17 protein-coding genes are annotated in these 17,124 nt (G+C 70.8%); 9 read left to right on the top strand and 8 right to left on the bottom strand.

Annotated features, from left to right (window positions below; genetic code table 11):
* Positions 1 to 10: 10 nt before the first annotated feature.
* The 3 genes from frr to AC0Z9V_RS09390 all read left to right on the top strand — a co-directional run bounded on the left by frr (position 11) and on the right by AC0Z9V_RS09390 (position 2,273).
* Positions 11 to 568: a ribosome recycling factor gene (frr, locus tag AC0Z9V_RS09400; protein WP_133082166.1), complete on the top strand. Its 558-nt coding sequence runs from the start codon at positions 11 to 13 to the stop codon at positions 566 to 568.
* Positions 568 to 1,602 carry a phosphatidate cytidylyltransferase gene (locus AC0Z9V_RS09395; protein WP_485141347.1) on the top strand — a complete coding sequence of 345 codons (1,035 nt, stop codon included), beginning with the start codon at positions 568 to 570 and terminating at the stop codon, positions 1,600 to 1,602. Before frr ends, AC0Z9V_RS09395 begins: the two co-directional genes overlap by 1 nt.
* 95 nt (positions 1,603 to 1,697) lie before the next feature.
* Complete coding sequence (locus AC0Z9V_RS09390; RefSeq protein WP_485141346.1) at positions 1,698 to 2,273, top strand: DivIVA domain-containing protein; 576 nt, start codon at positions 1,698 to 1,700, stop codon at positions 2,271 to 2,273.
* Between the two features lie 67 nt (positions 2,274 to 2,340).
* Here the strand turns inward: AC0Z9V_RS09390 and AC0Z9V_RS09385 are convergent, their stop codons facing one another.
* The 4 genes from AC0Z9V_RS09385 to AC0Z9V_RS09370 are packed head-to-tail and all read right to left on the bottom strand — an operon-like array spanning position 2,341 to position 6,200.
* The gene (locus AC0Z9V_RS09385; protein WP_485141673.1) at positions 2,341 to 3,807 is read right to left on the bottom strand and encodes a sodium/solute symporter; all 1,467 of its coding nucleotides are present in this window, start codon (positions 3,805 to 3,807) and stop codon (positions 2,341 to 2,343) included.
* A 25-nt stretch (positions 3,808 to 3,832) separates the two neighbouring features.
* Entirely contained in the window at positions 3,833 to 4,219 is a 387-nt protein-coding gene (locus AC0Z9V_RS09380) for a DUF485 domain-containing protein (protein ID WP_133082169.1), read from the bottom strand.
* Positions 4,220 to 4,273: 54 nt separating this feature from the next.
* Complete coding sequence (locus AC0Z9V_RS09375) at positions 4,274 to 4,993, bottom strand: LytR/AlgR family response regulator transcription factor (protein WP_208740766.1); 720 nt, start codon at positions 4,991 to 4,993, stop codon at positions 4,274 to 4,276.
* A 19-nt stretch (positions 4,994 to 5,012) separates the two neighbouring features.
* Positions 5,013 to 6,200, bottom strand: a complete 1,188-nt coding sequence (locus tag AC0Z9V_RS09370; protein WP_133082171.1) for a histidine kinase — start codon at positions 6,198 to 6,200, stop codon at positions 5,013 to 5,015.
* A gap of 224 nt (positions 6,201 to 6,424) precedes the next feature.
* Here AC0Z9V_RS09370 and AC0Z9V_RS09365 point away from each other — a divergent pair, with 224 nt between their 5' ends.
* Both AC0Z9V_RS09365 and AC0Z9V_RS09360 read left to right on the top strand, forming a co-directional pair.
* On the top strand, positions 6,425 to 6,808 hold the full coding sequence (locus AC0Z9V_RS09365; RefSeq protein WP_133082172.1) for a DUF485 domain-containing protein: 384 nt from the start codon (positions 6,425 to 6,427) through the stop codon (positions 6,806 to 6,808).
* A complete protein-coding gene (locus tag AC0Z9V_RS09360; protein ID WP_459269240.1) occupies positions 6,805 to 8,442 on the top strand; it encodes a solute symporter family protein in 1,638 nt (545 codons plus the stop codon). Before AC0Z9V_RS09365 ends, AC0Z9V_RS09360 begins: the two co-directional genes overlap by 4 nt.
* A 72-nt stretch (positions 8,443 to 8,514) precedes the next feature.
* Here AC0Z9V_RS09360 and AC0Z9V_RS09355 read toward each other — a convergent pair whose 3' ends face one another.
* Positions 8,515 to 9,096 carry a TetR/AcrR family transcriptional regulator gene (locus AC0Z9V_RS09355; RefSeq protein WP_133082174.1) on the bottom strand — a complete coding sequence of 194 codons (582 nt, stop codon included), beginning with the start codon at positions 9,094 to 9,096 and terminating at the stop codon, positions 8,515 to 8,517.
* Positions 9,097 to 9,204: 108 nt separating this feature from the next.
* Here AC0Z9V_RS09355 and AC0Z9V_RS09350 point away from each other — a divergent pair, with 108 nt between their 5' ends.
* Positions 9,205 to 11,238, top strand: a complete 2,034-nt coding sequence (locus tag AC0Z9V_RS09350; protein WP_485141345.1) for a glycoside hydrolase family 3 protein — start codon at positions 9,205 to 9,207, stop codon at positions 11,236 to 11,238.
* A gap of 24 nt (positions 11,239 to 11,262) precedes the next feature.
* Here AC0Z9V_RS09350 and AC0Z9V_RS09345 read toward each other — a convergent pair whose 3' ends face one another.
* Complete coding sequence (locus AC0Z9V_RS09345; RefSeq protein ID WP_133082176.1) at positions 11,263 to 11,739, bottom strand: Lrp/AsnC family transcriptional regulator; 477 nt, start codon at positions 11,737 to 11,739, stop codon at positions 11,263 to 11,265.
* A 187-nt stretch (positions 11,740 to 11,926) separates the two neighbouring features.
* Between AC0Z9V_RS09345 and pdhA the strand changes: the two genes are divergently transcribed.
* The 3 genes from pdhA (at position 11,927) to AC0Z9V_RS09330 (ending at position 15,824) form a co-directional block, all read left to right on the top strand.
* Positions 11,927 to 13,114 (top strand): pyruvate dehydrogenase (acetyl-transferring) E1 component subunit alpha, encoded by a 1,188-nt coding sequence (pdhA, locus tag AC0Z9V_RS09340; protein ID WP_459268927.1) that lies wholly within the window; start codon positions 11,927 to 11,929, stop codon positions 13,112 to 13,114.
* Positions 13,114 to 14,136 (top strand): alpha-ketoacid dehydrogenase subunit beta, encoded by a 1,023-nt coding sequence (locus AC0Z9V_RS09335; RefSeq protein WP_459268928.1) that lies wholly within the window; start codon positions 13,114 to 13,116, stop codon positions 14,134 to 14,136. The genes pdhA and AC0Z9V_RS09335 overlap by 1 nt, the downstream gene beginning before the upstream one ends.
* A gap of 110 nt (positions 14,137 to 14,246) precedes the next feature.
* Positions 14,247 to 15,824 carry a dihydrolipoamide acetyltransferase family protein gene (locus tag AC0Z9V_RS09330; RefSeq protein ID WP_485141672.1) on the top strand — a complete coding sequence of 526 codons (1,578 nt, stop codon included), beginning with the start codon at positions 14,247 to 14,249 and terminating at the stop codon, positions 15,822 to 15,824.
* 89 nt (positions 15,825 to 15,913) lie between these two features.
* Here the strand turns inward: AC0Z9V_RS09330 and AC0Z9V_RS09325 are convergent, their stop codons facing one another.
* A complete protein-coding gene (locus tag AC0Z9V_RS09325) occupies positions 15,914 to 16,381 on the bottom strand; it encodes a GNAT family N-acetyltransferase (protein WP_485141344.1) in 468 nt (155 codons plus the stop codon).
* 112 nt (positions 16,382 to 16,493) lie between these two features.
* Positions 16,494 to 17,105 (bottom strand): TetR/AcrR family transcriptional regulator, encoded by a 612-nt coding sequence (locus AC0Z9V_RS09320; RefSeq protein ID WP_459290666.1) that lies wholly within the window; start codon positions 17,103 to 17,105, stop codon positions 16,494 to 16,496.
* Between the last annotated feature and the right edge of the window lie 19 nt (positions 17,106 to 17,124).

Genomic DNA, 17,124 nt, shown 5'->3' with positions numbered 1-17,124 from the left:
AGGAGACATTGTGATCGAAGAGACCTTGCTGGAAGCCACCGACAAGATGGACAAGGCCGTGGAGGTTGCAAAGGACGATTTCGCGACGGTCCGCACCGGCCGCGCCAATGCGTCGCTGTTCTCCAAGGTGGTGGTGATGTACTACGGCGCGCCCACCCCCCTGCAGCAGCTGGCGTCGTTCCAGAACCCGGAAGCCCGCACCCTGCTCATCACACCGTTCGACCGCACGGCCCTCAACGACATCGAGCGGGCCCTGCGCGACTCCGACCTCGGCGCGAACCCCTCCAACGACGGCAACGTGATCCGCGTGGTCCTGCCCGAGCTGACGCAGGAGCGCCGCAAGGAATACGTGAAGCTGGTGAAGACCAAGGCCGAGGATGCCAAGATCTCCATCCGCAACATCCGGCGCAAGGCGAAGGACGGCATCGACAAGGCGGTCAAGGACGGCGACTCCGGCGAGGACGAGGGCTCGCGTGCGGAGAAGGAACTCGACGCACTGACGAAGTCCCGCGTCGATCTCGTCGACGAGCTGCTGAAGCGCAAGGAAGCCGAGCTGCTCGAGGTCTGATGGCAGCCCTCGATCGTCCCGGCGCGGGCAGCGGGCACACACCAGGACCCGCCGCCGGGACAGACGACACCCGCGCCGTCGTCGTCGCGACCGGCGCAGCGCCGACGGACGCGGAGGTCCCGGCGCGTTCCACCGCCGGAACCCGTGCGGCGCGACGGGACCGGCGGTCGACGGGCGGCCTGTTCCGCCGCCGCCGGCCGATCAGGGAGCCGGGGCAGCCGTCGCGTGCGGGCCGCAACCTACCCGCCGCGATCGGTGTGGGCGCCGGCCTCCTGGTCCCCGTCCTGGCGGGTCTGTTCTTCTTCCCGATCGTGTTCGTGGGCATCGTGACCCTGTTCGGAGCGGTCGGGGTGTGGGAGATCTGCCGAGCGCTCGAACTCCGGCGCATCCGCGTCCCCCTGGTGCCCACCCTGGCCGGCGCCCTGGTCCTCCCGTTCTCGGCCTACTTCGGCGGGGCGGAGGGCCTGGCCGTGGCCGCCGTCTTCTCCGTGCTCGGACTCTTCCTGTGGCGGGCACTCGATCCGGCGCCCGATGCCGCGAAGAGCCTCATGGCCGGGACCTTCACGGTGCTGTGGGTGCCGTTCATGCTCAGCTTCGCGATGCTGCTGATGCGGGCCGAGGGCGGCTTCCTCGTCATCGCCACCCTGCTGCTGCTCGTGGTCGCGAACGACACGTTCGGCTACCTGATCGGCGCGTTCTTCGGCAAGCACGCCATGGCGCCGAAGATCAGCCCCAAGAAGTCCTGGGAGGGCTTCGGCGGGTCCATCGGCGGGGCGTTCGTCGTCGGCGGCCTCTGCGCCGTCTTCCTGCTCGGTCAGCCGCTGTGGATCGGGCTGGCCCTCGCCGTCGCGATCGTGGCATCGGCCACCGCGGGCGACCTGGCCGAATCGATGATCAAGCGTGAACTCGGCGTCAAGGACATGGGCACCATCCTGCCCGGGCACGGAGGCGTGATGGACCGCCTCGACTCGATCGTCTTCGCGTCCCCGGTGGCGTACCTGCTGTCCGCTACATTGGTACCGGGATTGCTGTAACCGCGGGCCGGAGGGCGGATCCTGGAGCCGTCGGCTCCACGGCATCCCAGGTGGGCCACGGGCCCCGGCAGGTTCCAGGAGAAGGACAACACAGCATGGTCGTGGCTCGCCCGGGTAGCTCCCCGTTCGCATGCGTGGGACGCCGGGAGATCGGCTACGACACCGCCCAGGTGGACCGCTTCCTGGCCACGGTGCGCCGGCAGGACACCGCGGACGAGCCCGATGGCGGCCTCACCAGCAGGGACATCCGCACCATGGCCTTCGACCCCGCGCGGGGCGGGTACGAGCCCCGGGCCGTGGACGCGGCACTGGACCGGTTCGAGGACTCTCTCGCGCAGCGGGAACGTGACGCGCTGATCGCGGCGCAGGGCGAGGACGCGTGGCTCCGCCGGATCGGACGGACCGCCGCGGTACTCCGCAGGCGCCTGCACCGCCCGGCGGGGGAACGCTTCCGCCGGCCGACGAAGGCGAGGAGCGCGAGCTACGCCGTCGAGGACGTCGACCGCCTCTGCGACGAGCTCCTCCGGTACCTCGAGCACGATCTGCCCCTGAGCGTCGACGTCGTCCGCCGTGCCGTGTTCCGTGAGGCCAGGGGAGCGGACGGCTACGAGGAGAACCAGGTGGACGTGTTCCTCGACCGGGTCGTGGAACTCATGGCGGCCATCGACTGACGGACGCGCCGGGACGCTGACGCAGGAAGCCGGCGGACCGCCCGCCGCGGGGGATCGCCCTGGTGTCCTACCGCGGCTCCGGAGTATGCAGCCGGGCCAGCACGCGCGACGTCGACGCCGGGCGGCGCCCCGCCGTCGCCCGGGACACCAGCACCATGGTGACGAACGCCGTCGGGACCGTCCAGAGCGCGGGCTGGCTCAGCGCCACCCACTGCCCACCCGTCCCCGGGCCGAGGAGAGCCGAGGCCATGATCGCCCCGCCGCAGAGGACGGCGCCCGCGAGCATCCCGGCGATCGCCCCGGCATCGGTCAGGCCCCGCCACCAGATCCCCAGCAGCAGCAGGGGACACAGGGTGGACGCGGTGAAGGCGAAGACGGACCCGACGCTGCCGGCCAGGGCGAGGCTGTCCGTCATCAGGGCGACCACGAGCGGGACGAGGGCGGACAGCAGGGCGGCGCGCCGGAAACCCCGGACGCTGCCCTGGAAGAACTCCTGGCTGACCACTCCGGCGAGCGAGACCACGAGCCCGCTCGTCGTCGATAGGAACGCCGCGAAGGCTCCCGCGGTCACGAGGGCCGAGAGGAGGTCGCCCGTGGCGCCGTCGACGATGCGGCCGGGCAGCAGGAGGACGGTGGCGTCCGCCGCGCCCCCTGCCGCGAGTTCCGGGGTGTGGATCCTGCCGAGGATCCCGTACACGGTGGGGAAGAGGTAGAACACGGAGAGCAGGCCGAGGACGATCAGGGTGGTCCTGCGCGCCGACGCCCCGTCCGGGTTCGTGTAGAAGCGGACGAGCACGTGCGGCAGCCCGAGCGTCCCGAACAGGAGGGCGATGACGAGCGAGATGGTGCCGTAGAGCGACGCGTCCGCCGTCGTGTCGAGGTCCGCCGTGAAGGCACGCCCACCGTCCGTGATCGGCAGGCCCTCCGAGCCGAGGTGCACGAGGACGAACACGACCGGCACGGCGAGGGCCGTCAGCTTCAGCCAGTACTGGAAGGCCTGCACGAAGGTGATCGAGCGCATCCCGCCGGTCACGACGCTGAGGCACACCACCACGACGACGGCCAGCGGCCCCACCCAGGCGGGCAGGCCCGTGGTGATGCTCACCGTCAGGGCGGCGCCGTGCAGCTGCGGCACGATGTAGAGCCAGCCGACGACGACCACGAGCAGGCTGGTCACGCGCCGCACCAGCAGCGAGTCCAGGCGCGCCTGGGCGAAGTCCGGGATGGTGTAGGCGCCGGACCGGCGCAGGGGAGCGGCGACGAACAGCAGGAGCATGAGGTACCCGGCGGTGTACCCGATGGGGAACCAGAGGGCATCCACCCCCGAGACCAGGATCAGGCCGGCGATGCCGAGGAAGCTCGCCGCGGAGAGGTACTCGCCGCCGATCGCCGAGGCGTTCCACCACGGGCGGACGGTTCGCGACGCGACGTAGAAGTCCCCGGTGGTGCGCGAGATCCGCAGGCCGTAGATGCCGATCAGCAGGGTGCTGAGCGCCACGAGGACGAGCGCCGTGTAGCCGATGGCCGGGCTCAGCTGCAGGGCCCCGCCGTCCAGTGCCTCACTCATCGTCGACGAGATCCTGGAAACGTCGCTCGTTCCGCGACGCGCTGCGCACGTAGAGGACGGCGCAGCCGATCACGAGGGGATAGACACCGAGGCCCAGGAGCAGCCACGGGACGGGGACGGTCAGGACCCTCATCCCGTCGATGTCGGGGAACACCGCGAGCAGCACCGGGATGCCGATGAGGATCACCAGGAACCCTCCGGCCACCACGAGGGCCAGGCGCAGCTGGGACCGGATCAGGGACGCGACGAACAGCTGGCCCACCTCGGACTGCTCGGCCATCTCGCGGGAGACCGGGAAGGAGGCGCCCGTGGCGCGCGCCGCCGTCCGGGGGGCGGTGACGCGGACCCGACGGGACTTCTCGGGGCGCTCCTCGGTCACGGGGCCGTCCCGGGCAGGGCGGCAGGGGGCGTACGCGGGTCCATGCAGCGCCCGTCAGTGGCTCGGCCGCAGCCGGGTGGCTTCGAGCTTCTCCCGCACATCGGGCAGGTGCCGGCGGCTCACGGGCAGCTCGGCGTCCCCCACGAACAGGCTCGCCCGCCCGGCGCCGATCCGCACCTTCCGCACCTGGTCCATCGCCACGAGGTAGGAGCGGTGCGTGCGGAGGAACCCCGCCTCGGCCCACTGCCGCTCGAGATCGTTGAGCGGGATGCGGATGAGGTAGCTCGCCTCGGAGGTGTGCAGGCGCGCGTAGTCGCCCTGCGCCTGGACGTACCGCACGTCGTCGCGCCGGATCATCCGGCTCACGCCGCCCTGGTCGACGGTGATGACCTCGGGCGCCGCCGTCGCCCCCTCCATGAGTTCGCACACGCGGCGCACGGACTCCGCGAGCCGTTCGGTCCGGACGGGCTTCAGGAGGTAGTCGACGGCACGCAGCTCGAACGCCTCGAGGGCGCGGTCCTCGTCGGCGGTGACGAAGACGACGGCGGGCGGCCGGCTGAAGCGGGAGATCACGCGGGCGATGTCGAGACCGGACAGCGACGGCATGTGGATGTCGAGGAACAGGGCGTCCACGCTGTGCTGCTCGAGGGCCCTCAGGGCCTCTGCTCCGCTCGACGCGCGGTGGATCGTCCCGATCCGGGCGTCCTTGCCGAGCAGGAATGCCAGTTCCTCGACGGCGGGGAGCTCATCGTCGGCGATGATGACATTGACCATGGATCCTAGGTTACGCGTCTCACGCCTGGTGATCGGGCTGCGACTTGGGCACGCGCATGGTGATGAGGGTGCCTGCGCCGGGCGCGGTGTCGATGATCAGGCCGTGGTCGTCGCCGTACACCTGGCGCAGGCGGGAATCGACGTTGCGCAGGCCCACGTGGACGCCCTCGGTGTGGCCGGCGAGGACGGACCGGAGGTGCTCCGGCTCGATCCCGACGCCGTCGTCCTCGATGGTCACCTCGGCGAACGGGCCGACGTCGTGCGCCGTGATCGTGATGTTCCCGACGCCGTCGCGGGAGTCCAGCCCGTGGCGCACCGCGTTCTCGACCAGCGGCTGGAGGCTGAGGAACGGGATCACGGTGCTGAGGACCTCGGGACCGATCTCCAGGGTGACATTGAGCCGGTCCCCGAAGCGGGCACGTTCGAGCAGGAGGTAGCGGTCGATGCTGCGCAGCTCCTCCGCCACGGTGGTGAAGTCGCCGTGGCGGCGGAAGGAGTAGCGCGTGAAGTCGGCGAACTCGACCACGAGCTCCCGGGCCCGCTGCGGGTCCGTGGTGATGAAGGACGCGATGGCGTTGAGCGAGTTGTAGATGAAGTGCGGGCTGATCTGGGCCCGGAGGGCGCGTACCTCCGCTTCAGCCAGGAGCCGCCGGGACGAGTCCAGTTCCGCGAGTTCCACCTGCGTGGAGACCCATCCGGCCAGCTCGTTGGTGGCCCGCACGAGACCCGCGTCGACGTCGCCCGCGAAGGCGCCGACCGTGCCCACCACGCGGTCGTCCACGCGCACCGGCGAGAGGACGAGTTCGCCGAGGTCCGTCAGGCCCGCGGCATCGAGCCGCTGGCGCCGCACGATCTGCGTCCGGCCGCTCTCGAGGACCTGCCGGACCAGCGGCATGACATCGGGCGGGGTACCGCGACCGCCGTCCCAGGCGAGCACGCCGGCGTCGTCGCTGATCATCAGGACGTCGCAGCGGAGGAGGCCGTGCAGGTGGCGCCCGGCCTTCGAGGCGCCCGACGGCGTCAGTCCCTCGCGCAGGTGCTCGGAGGCCAGGGCCGCCGAGTGCAGGGTCGCGTACGTGGCGCGGTCGGCGTCGGATCCGAGGTCCCGATAGGAGCGCGAGAGGCGGAAGCCGAGAAAGGCCACGACCGCGAGGGTGATGACGGCCACGGCGCACACCAGGGCGGTGTCGACGGCGGCACTGAACATGGCTCCAGAGTATCGCCCGCCGTCCGGCCTGCCGGGCCGGGCCGTTCGTCGCGCCCGGCGACCGTTCGGCGCATCCGGCTGCGCGCTCACCGACGGAGGCCGGTGCGGTGCTGGTGATGGGCGTCGCCGTGCAGCACAGTGATGGGAGTCACACCGCCGTGCCTTCCTGCGCGGCGATCCTGCCGCCCGGCGGCCGGGGTGACGTCCCGACCGAAGGAGAAACAATGGGCTCGCACCCGACAGAGCCGGCCGCCGGCTCCGGTGCTGCCGTCGACTTCACAGAAGTCCAGCAGACCGAGCAGTTCAAGGAACTGCGCAAGCGCCACCGCAGCTTCGTCTTCCCCATGGCAGTGTTCTTCCTGCTCTGGTATTTCGCCTACGTGCTGCTCGCCGACTACGCGCACGAGTTCATGGCGACGCCGGTGATCGGCAACGTCAACATCGGCATCATCCTCGGGCTGCTGCAGTTCGTCAGCACGTTCGCCATCACCATGTGGTACGTCAGCTACGCCAACAAGCGCCTCGACCCGATCGCCGCGAACCTGCGGCACGAGCTCGAGGAAGCAGCCCCCGAAGTATTCATCGACCCCGCAGGCGGAAAGAAATGATCTCCATTCCCAGCGCGGGCGTCCGCCTGCCGCTCCAGACGGTCGAGGCGACCACCGTCGGTTCCCCGGCCCTCAACATCACGATCTTCGGCCTGTTCGTGGCGATCACCCTCGTGATCGTGCTCCGCGCCAGCCGCAACAACAAGACCGCGGCGGACTACTACGCCGCGGGCCGCTCGTTCACCGGCGGACAGAACGGCACCGCGATCGCGGGGGACTACCTCTCGGCGGCCTCCTTCCTCGGCATCGTGGGCGCCATCGCCATCAACGGGTACGACGGCTTCCTGTACTCGATCGGGTTCCTCGTCGCCTGGCTCGTGGCACTGCTCCTGGTCGCCGAACTGCTCCGCAACACGGGCAAGTTCACCATGGCGGACGTGCTGTCCTTCCGGCTGAAGCAGCGTCCCGTGCGCATCGCGGCGGCCATCACCACGCTGGCGGTCTGCTTCTTCTACCTGCTCGCGCAGATGGCGGGAGCAGGCGGACTCGTCTCGCTCCTGCTCGGCATCAACGACCGGCTCGGCCAGTCCGTGGTCATCACGGTGGTCGGCGTACTCATGATCATGTACGTGCTGATCGGCGGCATGAAGGGCACCACCTGGGTGCAGATCATCAAGGCCTGCCTGCTGATCGCCGGCGCATTCATCATGACCGTCTGGGTCCTCGCGCTGCACGGCTTCAACCTCTCCACGCTGCTGGGTGCCGCGATCGAGACCTCCGGCAACGCCGCCATCACGAGCCCGGGCCTGCAGTACGGGCTGACCTCCGTCACGCGCCTGGACTTCCTGTCGCTCGCGCTCGCGCTGGTCCTCGGCACCGCTGCACTGCCGCACGTCCTCATGCGCTTCTACACCGTCCCCACCGCGAAGGAGGCCCGCCGCTCGGTGGTCTGGGCCATCTGGCTGATCGGCGCGTTCTACCTGTTCACCCTCGTGCTCGGCTACGGCGCCAGCGCCCTCATCGGATCGGAGCGCATCCTGGCCGCACCGGGAGGCGTCAACTCGGCTGCGCCGCTGCTGGCCTTCGAGCTCGGCGGATCCATCCTCCTCGGACTCATCTCCGCCGTCGCGTTCGCCACGATCCTCGCGGTCGTCGCAGGACTCACCATCACGGCCGCGGCCTCGTTCGCCCATGACATCTACGCGAGCGTCATCCGCAAGGGCAAGGTCGACCCGGACGGGGAGGTGAAGGTCGCGCGTCGCACGGTCGTCGTCATCGGCCTGCTGTCGATCCTCGGCGGCATCGGCGCGCAGGGCCAGAACGTCGCGTTCCTCGTGGCCCTCGCCTTCGCCGTGGCGGCCAGTGCCAACCTGCCGACCATCCTCTACTCGCTGTTCTGGCGGAAGTTCAACACGCAGGGCGCCATCTGGAGCATGTACGGAGGGCTCGGCTCCGCCATCCTGCTGATCGCCCTCTCGCCCGTCGTCTCCGGCGGCGAGAAGTCGATGATCCAGGGCGCCGACTTCTCGGTGTTCCCGCTCAGCAACCCGGGCATCGTCTCGATCCCGCTGGCGTTCTTCCTCGGCTGGCTGGGCACCACGCTCTCCCGCACCACGGAGGACCCCATGAAGCAGGCCGAGATGGAGGTGCGCTCCCTCACCGGCGTCGGTGCCGAGAAGGCCACCGACCACTGAGGCAGCTCCCGAGCAGCACCACGGAGGCCGTCCCACCGCGAGGTGGGGCGGCCTCCGCCGTTTCGGGGAGGATCAGCCCTGCGGCGCGAGGAGCCTGAGGACGCTGGACAGTGCTGCCGGCATGCTCGTGGCGGGGTCGTAGAGCCACTGCAGCTGGATGCCGTCGAAGACACCGACGATGAGGCGCGCGGCGTCCTCGGGCGCGATGTCCGTGCGGATCTCGCCGCGGGCCTGGGCGCCGGCGATGTCCCGCTCCACCGTGCCGAGGAGCCACGAGTAGCGGGTACGGAAGTAGTCGTGGGCGGCGTGGTCCGGGCGCGTCGCGGTCGCGGACGCCACGGCGAAGAGAGCGGTCAGTCCGGGATGCCGTTCGTTGTGCTCCGCGATGCCCGGGAAGTCCGCGAGGGAGGTCACCGATCCGCCGTGCTGCGCGCTGTTCTGTTCGTCGCGGTCGGCGAGCACCGCGGTCAGCAGGTCCTGCTTGCCGCTGAAGTAGTGGAAGAGCGTCGCTTCCTTGATGCCCGCGCGTTCCGCCACGAGCTTGAGGGTGGTGCCCTCGAAGCCCTCGGCGGCAAAGACCTCCGCGGCGATCCTCAGCAGCTCGCGCCGTCGCTCGATGCCTTTGGCGTAGGTGCCCTGCGCCTTCGTACCCATGGATCGAGTGTAGGGGGTGGGAACAGGCCGAAATAAAAACCCAGTGCCGCTCGGTTTTGTGTAGCCTGAGTTCCACCTACCACCCACCGTCATTACGAAGGAGTAATCATGGGCAAGTATTCGGACGCGCGCCGGGATCCGACGGCGGCACCGGGGAACAGTGCAGCGGCCCGACGGCGTGGCCTGCGGCCCGTCGCCACCCTCACCGCGGGCGCCCTGCTGGTGACGATCCTGGCAGCCGGGTCGGCGGCGAGCGCGGCGCCTCCCCAGAAGGTCCGGCAGCCCGCGCTGGACAGCCGGTCGGCGGAGATCATCCGTGTCGACGGGCGGTCCTTCCGCGACCTCGACGGAGACGGCGCGCTGACGCCGTACGAGGACTGGCGCCTCGCGCCGGAGGAACGCGCCGTGGACCTCGTCGCCCGCCTCTCCCTCGAGGAGAAGTCCGGCCAGCTGATGCACGCCTCCTTGTCGGGGCAGGCCACCTACGACCGCACGGCGTTCACCCGGCTCCTGGCGGAGCGTCACATCACCACCTTCATCTCCCGGCTCGGCGCCGGGGCGGGCACCCTGGCGCGAGAGCACAACGATCTCCAGGCGCTCGCCGAGGAGCAGCCCTTCGGCATCCCCCTGAAGATCAGCACGGACCCCCGGAACGGCTTCACGGTCACGGAGGGCCAGACGGTCTCCAGCGGCGACTTCACCGCCTTCCCGGACCCGATCGGCATGGGGGCCGTCGGCGACCCGGAGGCGACGAGGGCCATGGCCGACATCATCCGCGAGGAATACCGCGCCGTGGGCATCCACGAGGCGCTGTCACCACAGGCCGACCTGGCGACCGAGCCCCGGTGGACCCGCATCAACGGGACCTTCGGTTCGACGGGCGAGACGGTGGGCGAGCACGTCCAGGCGTACGTCGAGGGCATGCAGGGCGGCCCGGACGGGCTGACCCCGGACGGCGTCGCGACGGTGGTGAAACACTGGGTGGGCTACGGCGCGCAGGTCGACGGCTACGACAGCCACTACTACTACGGCCGGTACGCGGCCTTCCCCGGCAACAACTTCGAGGAGCACCTGACCCCCTACGAGGGCGCCTTCGCCGCGGGAGCCTCGGGCATCATGCCCACCTACTCGATCCTGCAGGACCTGCAGCGCGACGGGACGGCCGTGGAGCAGGTGGGCGCGAACCACAACGAGTACCTCCTGCAGGACGCGCTGCGCGGGGAGTACGGGTTCGACGGCGTCATCACCTCCGACTGGGGCATCGCCAACGACTGCCCCGCGTCCTGCCTGGCGCTCCGCCCGCCGCTCTCCTTCGTGGGAGCACACGGAGCCGGCATGCCCTGGGGCGTCGAGGACCTCACGCTCCCCGAGCGCTACGCGAGTGCGGTGAACGCCGGCGTGGACATCATCGGCGGCAGCGACAAGCCGCAGTACATCATCGAGGCCGTACGCCAGGGGCTGCTCGGCGAGGACCGCGTGGACGAGGCCGCCCGGCGTGTCCTCCAGCAGAAGTTCGAACTGGGGCTCTTCGAGGACCCCTACGTCGATGTGCGCGCCGCCGAGCGCACCGTCGGCAGCACGAGATCGGAGCGGGCGGGCGACGCCGCGCAGGAAGCATCGCTGACGCTGCTCGCCAACGACGGCGGCATCCTGCCGGTGTCGCGGCGGGATGTCCGGACGGTCTTCCTGCAGGGCATCGACCCCGCGGCCGCCCGGGATGCGGGCTTCATCCCGGTGGCGACGCCGGCCGAGGCGGATCTCGCCGTGGTCCGGCTGGCGGATCCGCGCGGGGGAGCGGACCTCACGGACCTGGGGTTCACCGGGGACGAGGCGGACTACCAGGCGCTCCTCGCGGCATCGGCGGCAGGTGTCCCGACCATCGCCGTGCCGAACCTGGCGCGGCCCCTGATCCTGGGCGACGTCCTCGCGCATGCGGACGCCGTCCTGGCCGACTACGGTGTCTCCGACCGCGTGCTGCTGGAGGTGCTGCGTGGCAAGGGACAGCCGGGCGGTCGCCTGCCGTTCGAACTGCCGTCCTGGATGGCCGAGGTCGAGGCCCAGCTGCCCGACGTGCCGGACGACACCGCCACCCCGCTGTTCCCGGCCGGATTCGGCCTGTCCTACACGCGAAACGGCCGATGACCGGTGCGGCGTCCTGACCGTCGGTCAGGACGCCGCCCGCGGGCCGCGCGCGAGCAGAGGCTCGACCCGGAACGGGATGAGCTCGCCCATGGCGAGGGACGTGTCGCAGCGCTCCACGCCGTCGCATGCGAGGATCTTGCCGTTGATGCGGAAGAGGTCCTCGGCGTCGACGGCGACCACCCGGACCAGGATGTCGGCCTGGCCCGTCAGGCCGAAGGCCTCGATGACCTCGGGTACGGCGGCGATGCTGTGCGTGATCGCCGCCAGCTTCTGCTGCTGCACGTGGACATGGATGAAGGCGGTCAGCGGGTAGCCGAGCGAGACCGTGTTGATGCGCCGCTCGAAGGACAGGAAGACCGACTTCTTCTCGAGCTGCGCCATCCTCGCCTGCACCGTGTTCCTGGACAGTCCCAGCTTCTGCGCGAGGGCGACGACGGTGCGCCTGGGGTCCCTGGCGAGGGCCTGCAGCAGGCGCGTGTCGGTGAGGTCGAGGGGTTGCATAGTGCGCAACGCTAACACGGCGGTATGCCGCGGAATAGTGCACCCTGCTCAGTCGATGAGGAAACAGTTGTGCCACCTGTGCGGTGTGAGTAGGGTCACAATCACTCCGGGTAAAGGCGCCCGGAGCTCCTTCCTGGCGGCCCGATCGGCCGCAGGAGGGAGTGCCTGCGAGTGAAGGTTGCGTGCAATGACCCAGGACGGCGACCAGCGAGGACAGGGAATTCCCGGCGGCGACGACGCCGGGTCGGCGAGCGGGACGGTCTTCCCGGGCCCCGCCCGCGCAGGCGGGGACGACCTCGTCCAGCTCATCGACGCCTCCGGGGTCCGGCACCCGCACGGGCACTACGACGACCTCGTCGCCGACGTCGACGGCGCCGCCCTGCAGAAGCTCTACGAGGACATGGTGGTGGTGCGTCGCATCGACGCCGAGGCCACCGCGCTGCAGCGTCAGGGCGAGCTCGCACTCTGGCCCCCGCTGCTCGGCCAGGAGGCGGCCCAGATCGGTTCCGGCCGTGCCCTGCGCGCCGACGACTTCGTCTTCTCCAGCTACCGCGAGAACGCCGTGGCCTACTGCCGCGGCGTGGACCTCGCCGACATCCTGCGGGTCTGGCGCGGCAACGCCTCCTCCGGCTGGGACCCGTACACCATCAACATGGCCACCCCGCAGGTCATCATCGGGGCGCAGACCCTCCACGCCACCGGCTACGCGATGGGCATCATCAACGACGGCGCCGACGCCGTCGCGGTGACCTACTTCGGCGACGGCGCAACGAGCCAGGGCGACGTCAACGAGGCCATGGTCTTCGCCGCGAGCTACCAGGCCCCCGTGGTGTTCTTCTGCCAGAACAACCACTGGGCCATCTCCGAGCCGGTGGGGTTGCAGGCGCACGTGCCGATCGCACGCCGTGCTCCCGGCTTCGGCATCCCCTCGGTGCGCGTCGACGGCAACGACGTGCTCGCCTGCCTCGCCGTGACCCGCGAGGCCCTCGCCCGCGCACGCTCGGGCGGCGGGCCCACGTTCATCGAGGCCGTGACCTACCGGATGGGCCCCCACACGACGGCCGACGACCCCACCCGCTACCGCGACGCCAACGAGCTCGAGGACTGGGCGGCCCGTGACCCACTGGCCCGACTCGCCACCCTGCTCGACTCGCTCGGGCTGCTCGAGGCCGACTACTCCGACTCCGTGAAGGCGAAGGCCGACGCCGTCGCCGCGGAACTGCGCGAGGGATGCCTGTCGATGGCCGAACCGGTGCCGTCGGACGTCTTCCGGCACGTGTACAGCGCGCCGAACGCGGAGCTCGACCGCCAGCAGGACCACTACGAGCGCTACCTCGCCTCCTTCGCCCAGGCACCCCAGGAAGGACCCCGCTGATGTCCACCATGACTTTCGGCCGCGCGATCAACGCCGGCCTGCGCCGCGCCATGGACGAGGATCCCAAGGTGGTCCTGATCGGTGAGGACATCGGGAAGCTCGGCGGGGTCTTCCGCATCACCGACGGCCTGCAGAAGGACTTCGGGCCGCACCGCGTCCTCGACAGCCCGCTCGCGGAGGCGGGGATCATGGGCACGGCCGTCGGCATGGCCTACCGCGGGTACCGCCCGGTGGTGGAGATCCAGTTCGACGGCTTCATCTACCCGGCCTTCGACCAGATCGTCTGCCAGGTGGCCAAGCTGCACTACCGCACGCAGGGCGCCGTGAGGATGCCCATCACCATCCGGGTTCCCTTCGGCGGCGGCATCGGTTCCCCGGAGCACCACTCGGAGTCTCCCGAGGCCTACTTCACCCACACCTCGGGCCTGCGCGTCGTGAGCGTCTCGAACCCGCAGGACGCCTACACGATGATCCAGCAGGCGATCGCCAGCGACGATCCGGTGCTCTACTTCGAACCCAAGCGGCGCTACCACGTCAAGGGCGAGGTCGACGAGGCGGTCGACCCGACGGTCTCGGACATGGGTGCCGCCCGCGTGGTGACCGAGGGGACGGACGTCACCCTGGTGACCTACGGGCCGCTCGTGCCCACCGCCCGCGATGCCGCCATCGCGGCGGCCGACGACGGCCTCTCCCTCGAGGTGATCGACCTGCGCTCCCTCGCCCCGATCGATTTCGCGACGGTCGAGTCCTCCGTCCGGAAGACCGGCCGGCTCGTCGTCACGCACGAGGCCGCCCGGTCCGGCGGGCTTGGCGCGGAGATCGCCGCGAGCATCACGGAGCGCTGCTTCGACTACCTCGAGCACGCCCCCGTCCGCGTCACCGGATTCGACATCCCGTACCCGTACTCCAAGCTCGAGTTCCACCACCTGCCCGACCTCGACCGGATCCTGGACGGCGTGGACCGCGTGATGCGGCGACCGAACTCGCTGAGCGGACTGGATGTCGAAGGAGCGGCACAGTGACCGCGACATCCACTGCCGCCTCGTCCACCACCGCGTCGTCCACCACCGCGTCGTCCACCACCGCGTCGTCCACTGCCGCCGCAGCCCTGGCTGTTCCGCCCACGACCCGGCTGGCCGGGACCACGACCGGCGGGACGACGTCCGCCCGGGTCCGGGAGTTCCGGCTGCCCGACCTCGGCGAGGGACTCACCGAGTCGGAGATCGTCCAGTGGCACGTCACCGTGGGTGACACGGTGGAGCTGAACCAGATCATCGCCGACGTCGAGACCGCCAAGGCGGTCGTCGAGCTGCCCTCGCCGTACGCCGGCGTCGTCGTGCACCTGCACGCGGCGGCGGGCAGCGTCGTCGACGTCGGAGCGCCGATCGTCTCCTTCGAGGTGCCGGAGACCGACGGCGCGAAGCCCGCGCAGGCGTCGGAGCCGACGGCTCCGTCAGCGCCACGGTCGACCCCGCCACCGTCGGACCCCGCGGACGTGCCCGACGTGCCCGCCCGGCGCGAACCGAACCTCGTGGGCTACGGGGCGGCTGTCGAGAAGGGCGGGCGCCCGCAGCGGCGGAGCCGCATCCTCCCGACCGCAGGTCCGGGGCCGACGCAGGTCCCCGCCGCATCGGCTCCGTCGGGCCCGGAGATCCCGTCGCGGCTCCGGCATGGCCCGATTGCGCCCGCAGCCGTGCCCGCAGCCGTGCCCGCGCCCGCAGCCGTGCCCGCCGCCGTGCCCGCGCCCGCCGCCGCGCCCGCGCCCGCGGCCGGGGAAGCACGGCGGAGCGGGGACCGGCCCCGCTCCACGCCGCCGGTCCGCAAGCTCGCGCGTGACCTCGGCGTCGCCCTCGACGCCCTGAGAGGCACCGGGACCGGCGGCCTCATCACGCGGGCCGACGTCCTGTCCGCGCTCGCAGGGACCACGGAGAGCCCTGCCGCAGCGGTGGGGACGCCGGCATCGCCAGCAGGCCCCCTGCCGGCGGCAGGCACGGCCCGCACGGCGAGGGCGGGGGAGACGCGGACCCCGATCCGGGGCATGCGGAAGCACACTGCGGCAGCGATGGTGGCCAGCGCCTTCACGGCGCCCCACGTGACCGAGTTCCTCACGATCGACGTCACGCCCACGATGGACCTGCTCGCGGACCTCAGGGCGAGCCGGGCCTTCGAGGCGACGAAGGTGACGCCGCTGACGATCGTGGCGAAGGCCGTGTGCATCGCGATCGCGCGGAACCCCACCCTTAACTCGTCCTGGGACGAGGAGGCGCAGGAGATCGTCCAGTACGCGGACGTGAACCTCGGCATCGCGGCGGCGACCCCGCGGGGGCTGCTCGTGCCGAACATCAAGGCCGCGCAGGACCTGTCCCTGGCGGACCTCGCGAAGGCCCTCAATGCGCTGGCGGAGACCGCGCGCGCGGGGAAGACCCCGCCGGCCGATCTCGCGGGTGGGACCATCTCCATCACCAATATCGGTGTCTTCGGCATCGACGCCGGCACGCCGATCCTGAATCCCGGCGAGGCGGCGATCCTCGCCCTGGGCGCGGTCCGCAGCATGCCGTGGGAATACCAGGGCACGATCGCCCTGCGGTCCGTCCTGACCCTCAGCCTGTCCTTCGACCACCGGCTCGTCGACGGCGAGCAGGGCTCACGGTTCCTGGCCGATGTCGGGACCATCCTCCGCAACCCGGCGATGGTCCTGACGATGGTCTAGCGGCACCCGAGGACGCGGTCCGCCTGCGGCAGGGCTGCGTCCTCGGAGAGACGCCGTCCCTCCCCGGGAGGGCTGCGTCTCCCGGGGAGTTACCCCAGTTCGAGGATGAGTTCGCGGACCACGGCGCCGCGGGACGGGGCGAAGCCCTGCGTCTCGCCGACCTGCTGGAAACCCCACCGTTCGAGGATGCGGATGGAGCTCACGTTGTCCGCCACGGCGCGGGCGCGGATGGGGCGCTGGGTCATCTCGTCGAGGAACTGCCCCACGGCGGCCGTGGTGATGCCCTGTCCCCAGCGGGAGCGGTCGATCCAGTAGCTGATCTCGGGCACGTCGCCGTCCCGGTAGGCGAGGATGCTGCCCACGACCTCGCCGTCGGACAGGATGGTGCGCACCGTGATCCTGCTGTCGTTCAGGATGTCCTGCCAGTGATGGTCGAAGACGCCGCGGTCCGACGGGTTCTTGGCCCCGAAGGCCGCCATGTGGTTGGCGCTGGGGTCCAGCTGGTGCGAGAAGAACTCGTCGAGGTCGGTGGCTTCAACGGGACGTAGCGTGATCACAGCGGTACTTTCAGTCGGTGGAGTGGCCGGGCGGGCGGCGCGGCCGGTACTTCTCGTGGCTTCAGCGTACTAGGCGCCCCGGAGTGCCCGGAGGCGCGCACCCCCGCCGCCGTCACACGGTCAGGGCGGCCCATGCCATGTCCTGGAGCAGGTCCCGCAGATCGCCGAGCTCCCGGGTCGAGCGGGTGCCGTGCGCGGTGTGCGGCGTCGAGTTGATGAGTCCGAACACCGCATGGACCTTGCGCCGCAGCAGCGAGCGGTCCGCCGTCGGCAGGAGACCGGCCAGTTCGTCCACCCAGACCTGCACGTAGTTGCGCTGCAGGGACCGCACGTTCCGTTCGTCGTCGTGCGGGAGGGAGCCGAGATCGCGATCCTGCACGCGGATCACGTTCGCATTGGCCAGCGCGAAGTCGACCTGGAACCGGATCAGGCCCCGCAGCGCCGCCTCGGGCGAGGACGCCCCCTCGGCGACGGTACGCCCACCCTCCAGGAGGTCCTCGCTGACCCCGGTGAGGAGCGCGGAGAGGACCGAGGGCTTGCCGGTGAAGTGCCGGTAGACGGCGGGCCCGCTCACGCCGGCGGCAGCGCCGAGGTCCTCGATGGACACCCCGTTGTACCCGCGGTCCGCGAACAGCTGTGCCGCGGCGACGAGCAGGGCCGCGCGACGGGACGCCTTCGCGACGCTTCGACCCGTCACGCGGTCTTCGGTGGGCAGTGCCTCCATGCAGGTCCTTCGGGTCCGC

The sequence above is a fragment of the Arthrobacter sp. UYP4 genome (genome assembly GCF_057291175.1).
Note: the sequence above shows the minus strand (reverse complement) of the source record. Positions and strands in the feature narration are given on the sequence as shown.

What these genes read in the sequence shown, in the direction of transcription:
- AC0Z9V_RS09390 (WP_485141346.1), top strand. Translation starts at nt 1,698, where the DNA reads ATGGTCGTGGCTCGCCCGGGTAGCTCCCCGTTCGCATGCGTGGGACGC.
- AC0Z9V_RS09335 (WP_459268928.1), top strand. Translation starts at nt 13,114, where the DNA reads ATGTCCACCATGACTTTCGGCCGCGCGATCAACGCCGGCCTGCGCCGC.
- AC0Z9V_RS09350 (WP_485141345.1), top strand. Translation starts at nt 9,205, where the DNA reads ATGGGCAAGTATTCGGACGCGCGCCGGGATCCGACGGCGGCACCGGGG.
- AC0Z9V_RS09355 (WP_133082174.1), bottom strand. Translation starts at nt 9,096, where the DNA reads ATGGGTACGAAGGCGCAGGGCACCTACGCCAAAGGCATCGAGCGACGG.
- AC0Z9V_RS09345 (WP_133082176.1), bottom strand. Translation starts at nt 11,739, where the DNA reads ATGCAACCCCTCGACCTCACCGACACGCGCCTGCTGCAGGCCCTCGCC.
- AC0Z9V_RS09320 (WP_459290666.1), bottom strand. Translation starts at nt 17,105, where the DNA reads ATGGAGGCACTGCCCACCGAAGACCGCGTGACGGGTCGAAGCGTCGCG.
- AC0Z9V_RS09375 (WP_208740766.1), bottom strand. Translation starts at nt 4,993, where the DNA reads ATGGTCAATGTCATCATCGCCGACGATGAGCTCCCCGCCGTCGAGGAA.
- pdhA (WP_459268927.1), top strand. Translation starts at nt 11,927, where the DNA reads ATGACCCAGGACGGCGACCAGCGAGGACAGGGAATTCCCGGCGGCGAC.
- AC0Z9V_RS09365 (WP_133082172.1), top strand. Translation starts at nt 6,425, where the DNA reads ATGGGCTCGCACCCGACAGAGCCGGCCGCCGGCTCCGGTGCTGCCGTC.
- AC0Z9V_RS09395 (WP_485141347.1), top strand. Translation starts at nt 568, where the DNA reads ATGGCAGCCCTCGATCGTCCCGGCGCGGGCAGCGGGCACACACCAGGA.
- AC0Z9V_RS09370 (WP_133082171.1), bottom strand. Translation starts at nt 6,200, where the DNA reads ATGTTCAGTGCCGCCGTCGACACCGCCCTGGTGTGCGCCGTGGCCGTC.
- AC0Z9V_RS09360 (WP_459269240.1), top strand. Translation starts at nt 6,805, where the DNA reads ATGATCTCCATTCCCAGCGCGGGCGTCCGCCTGCCGCTCCAGACGGTC.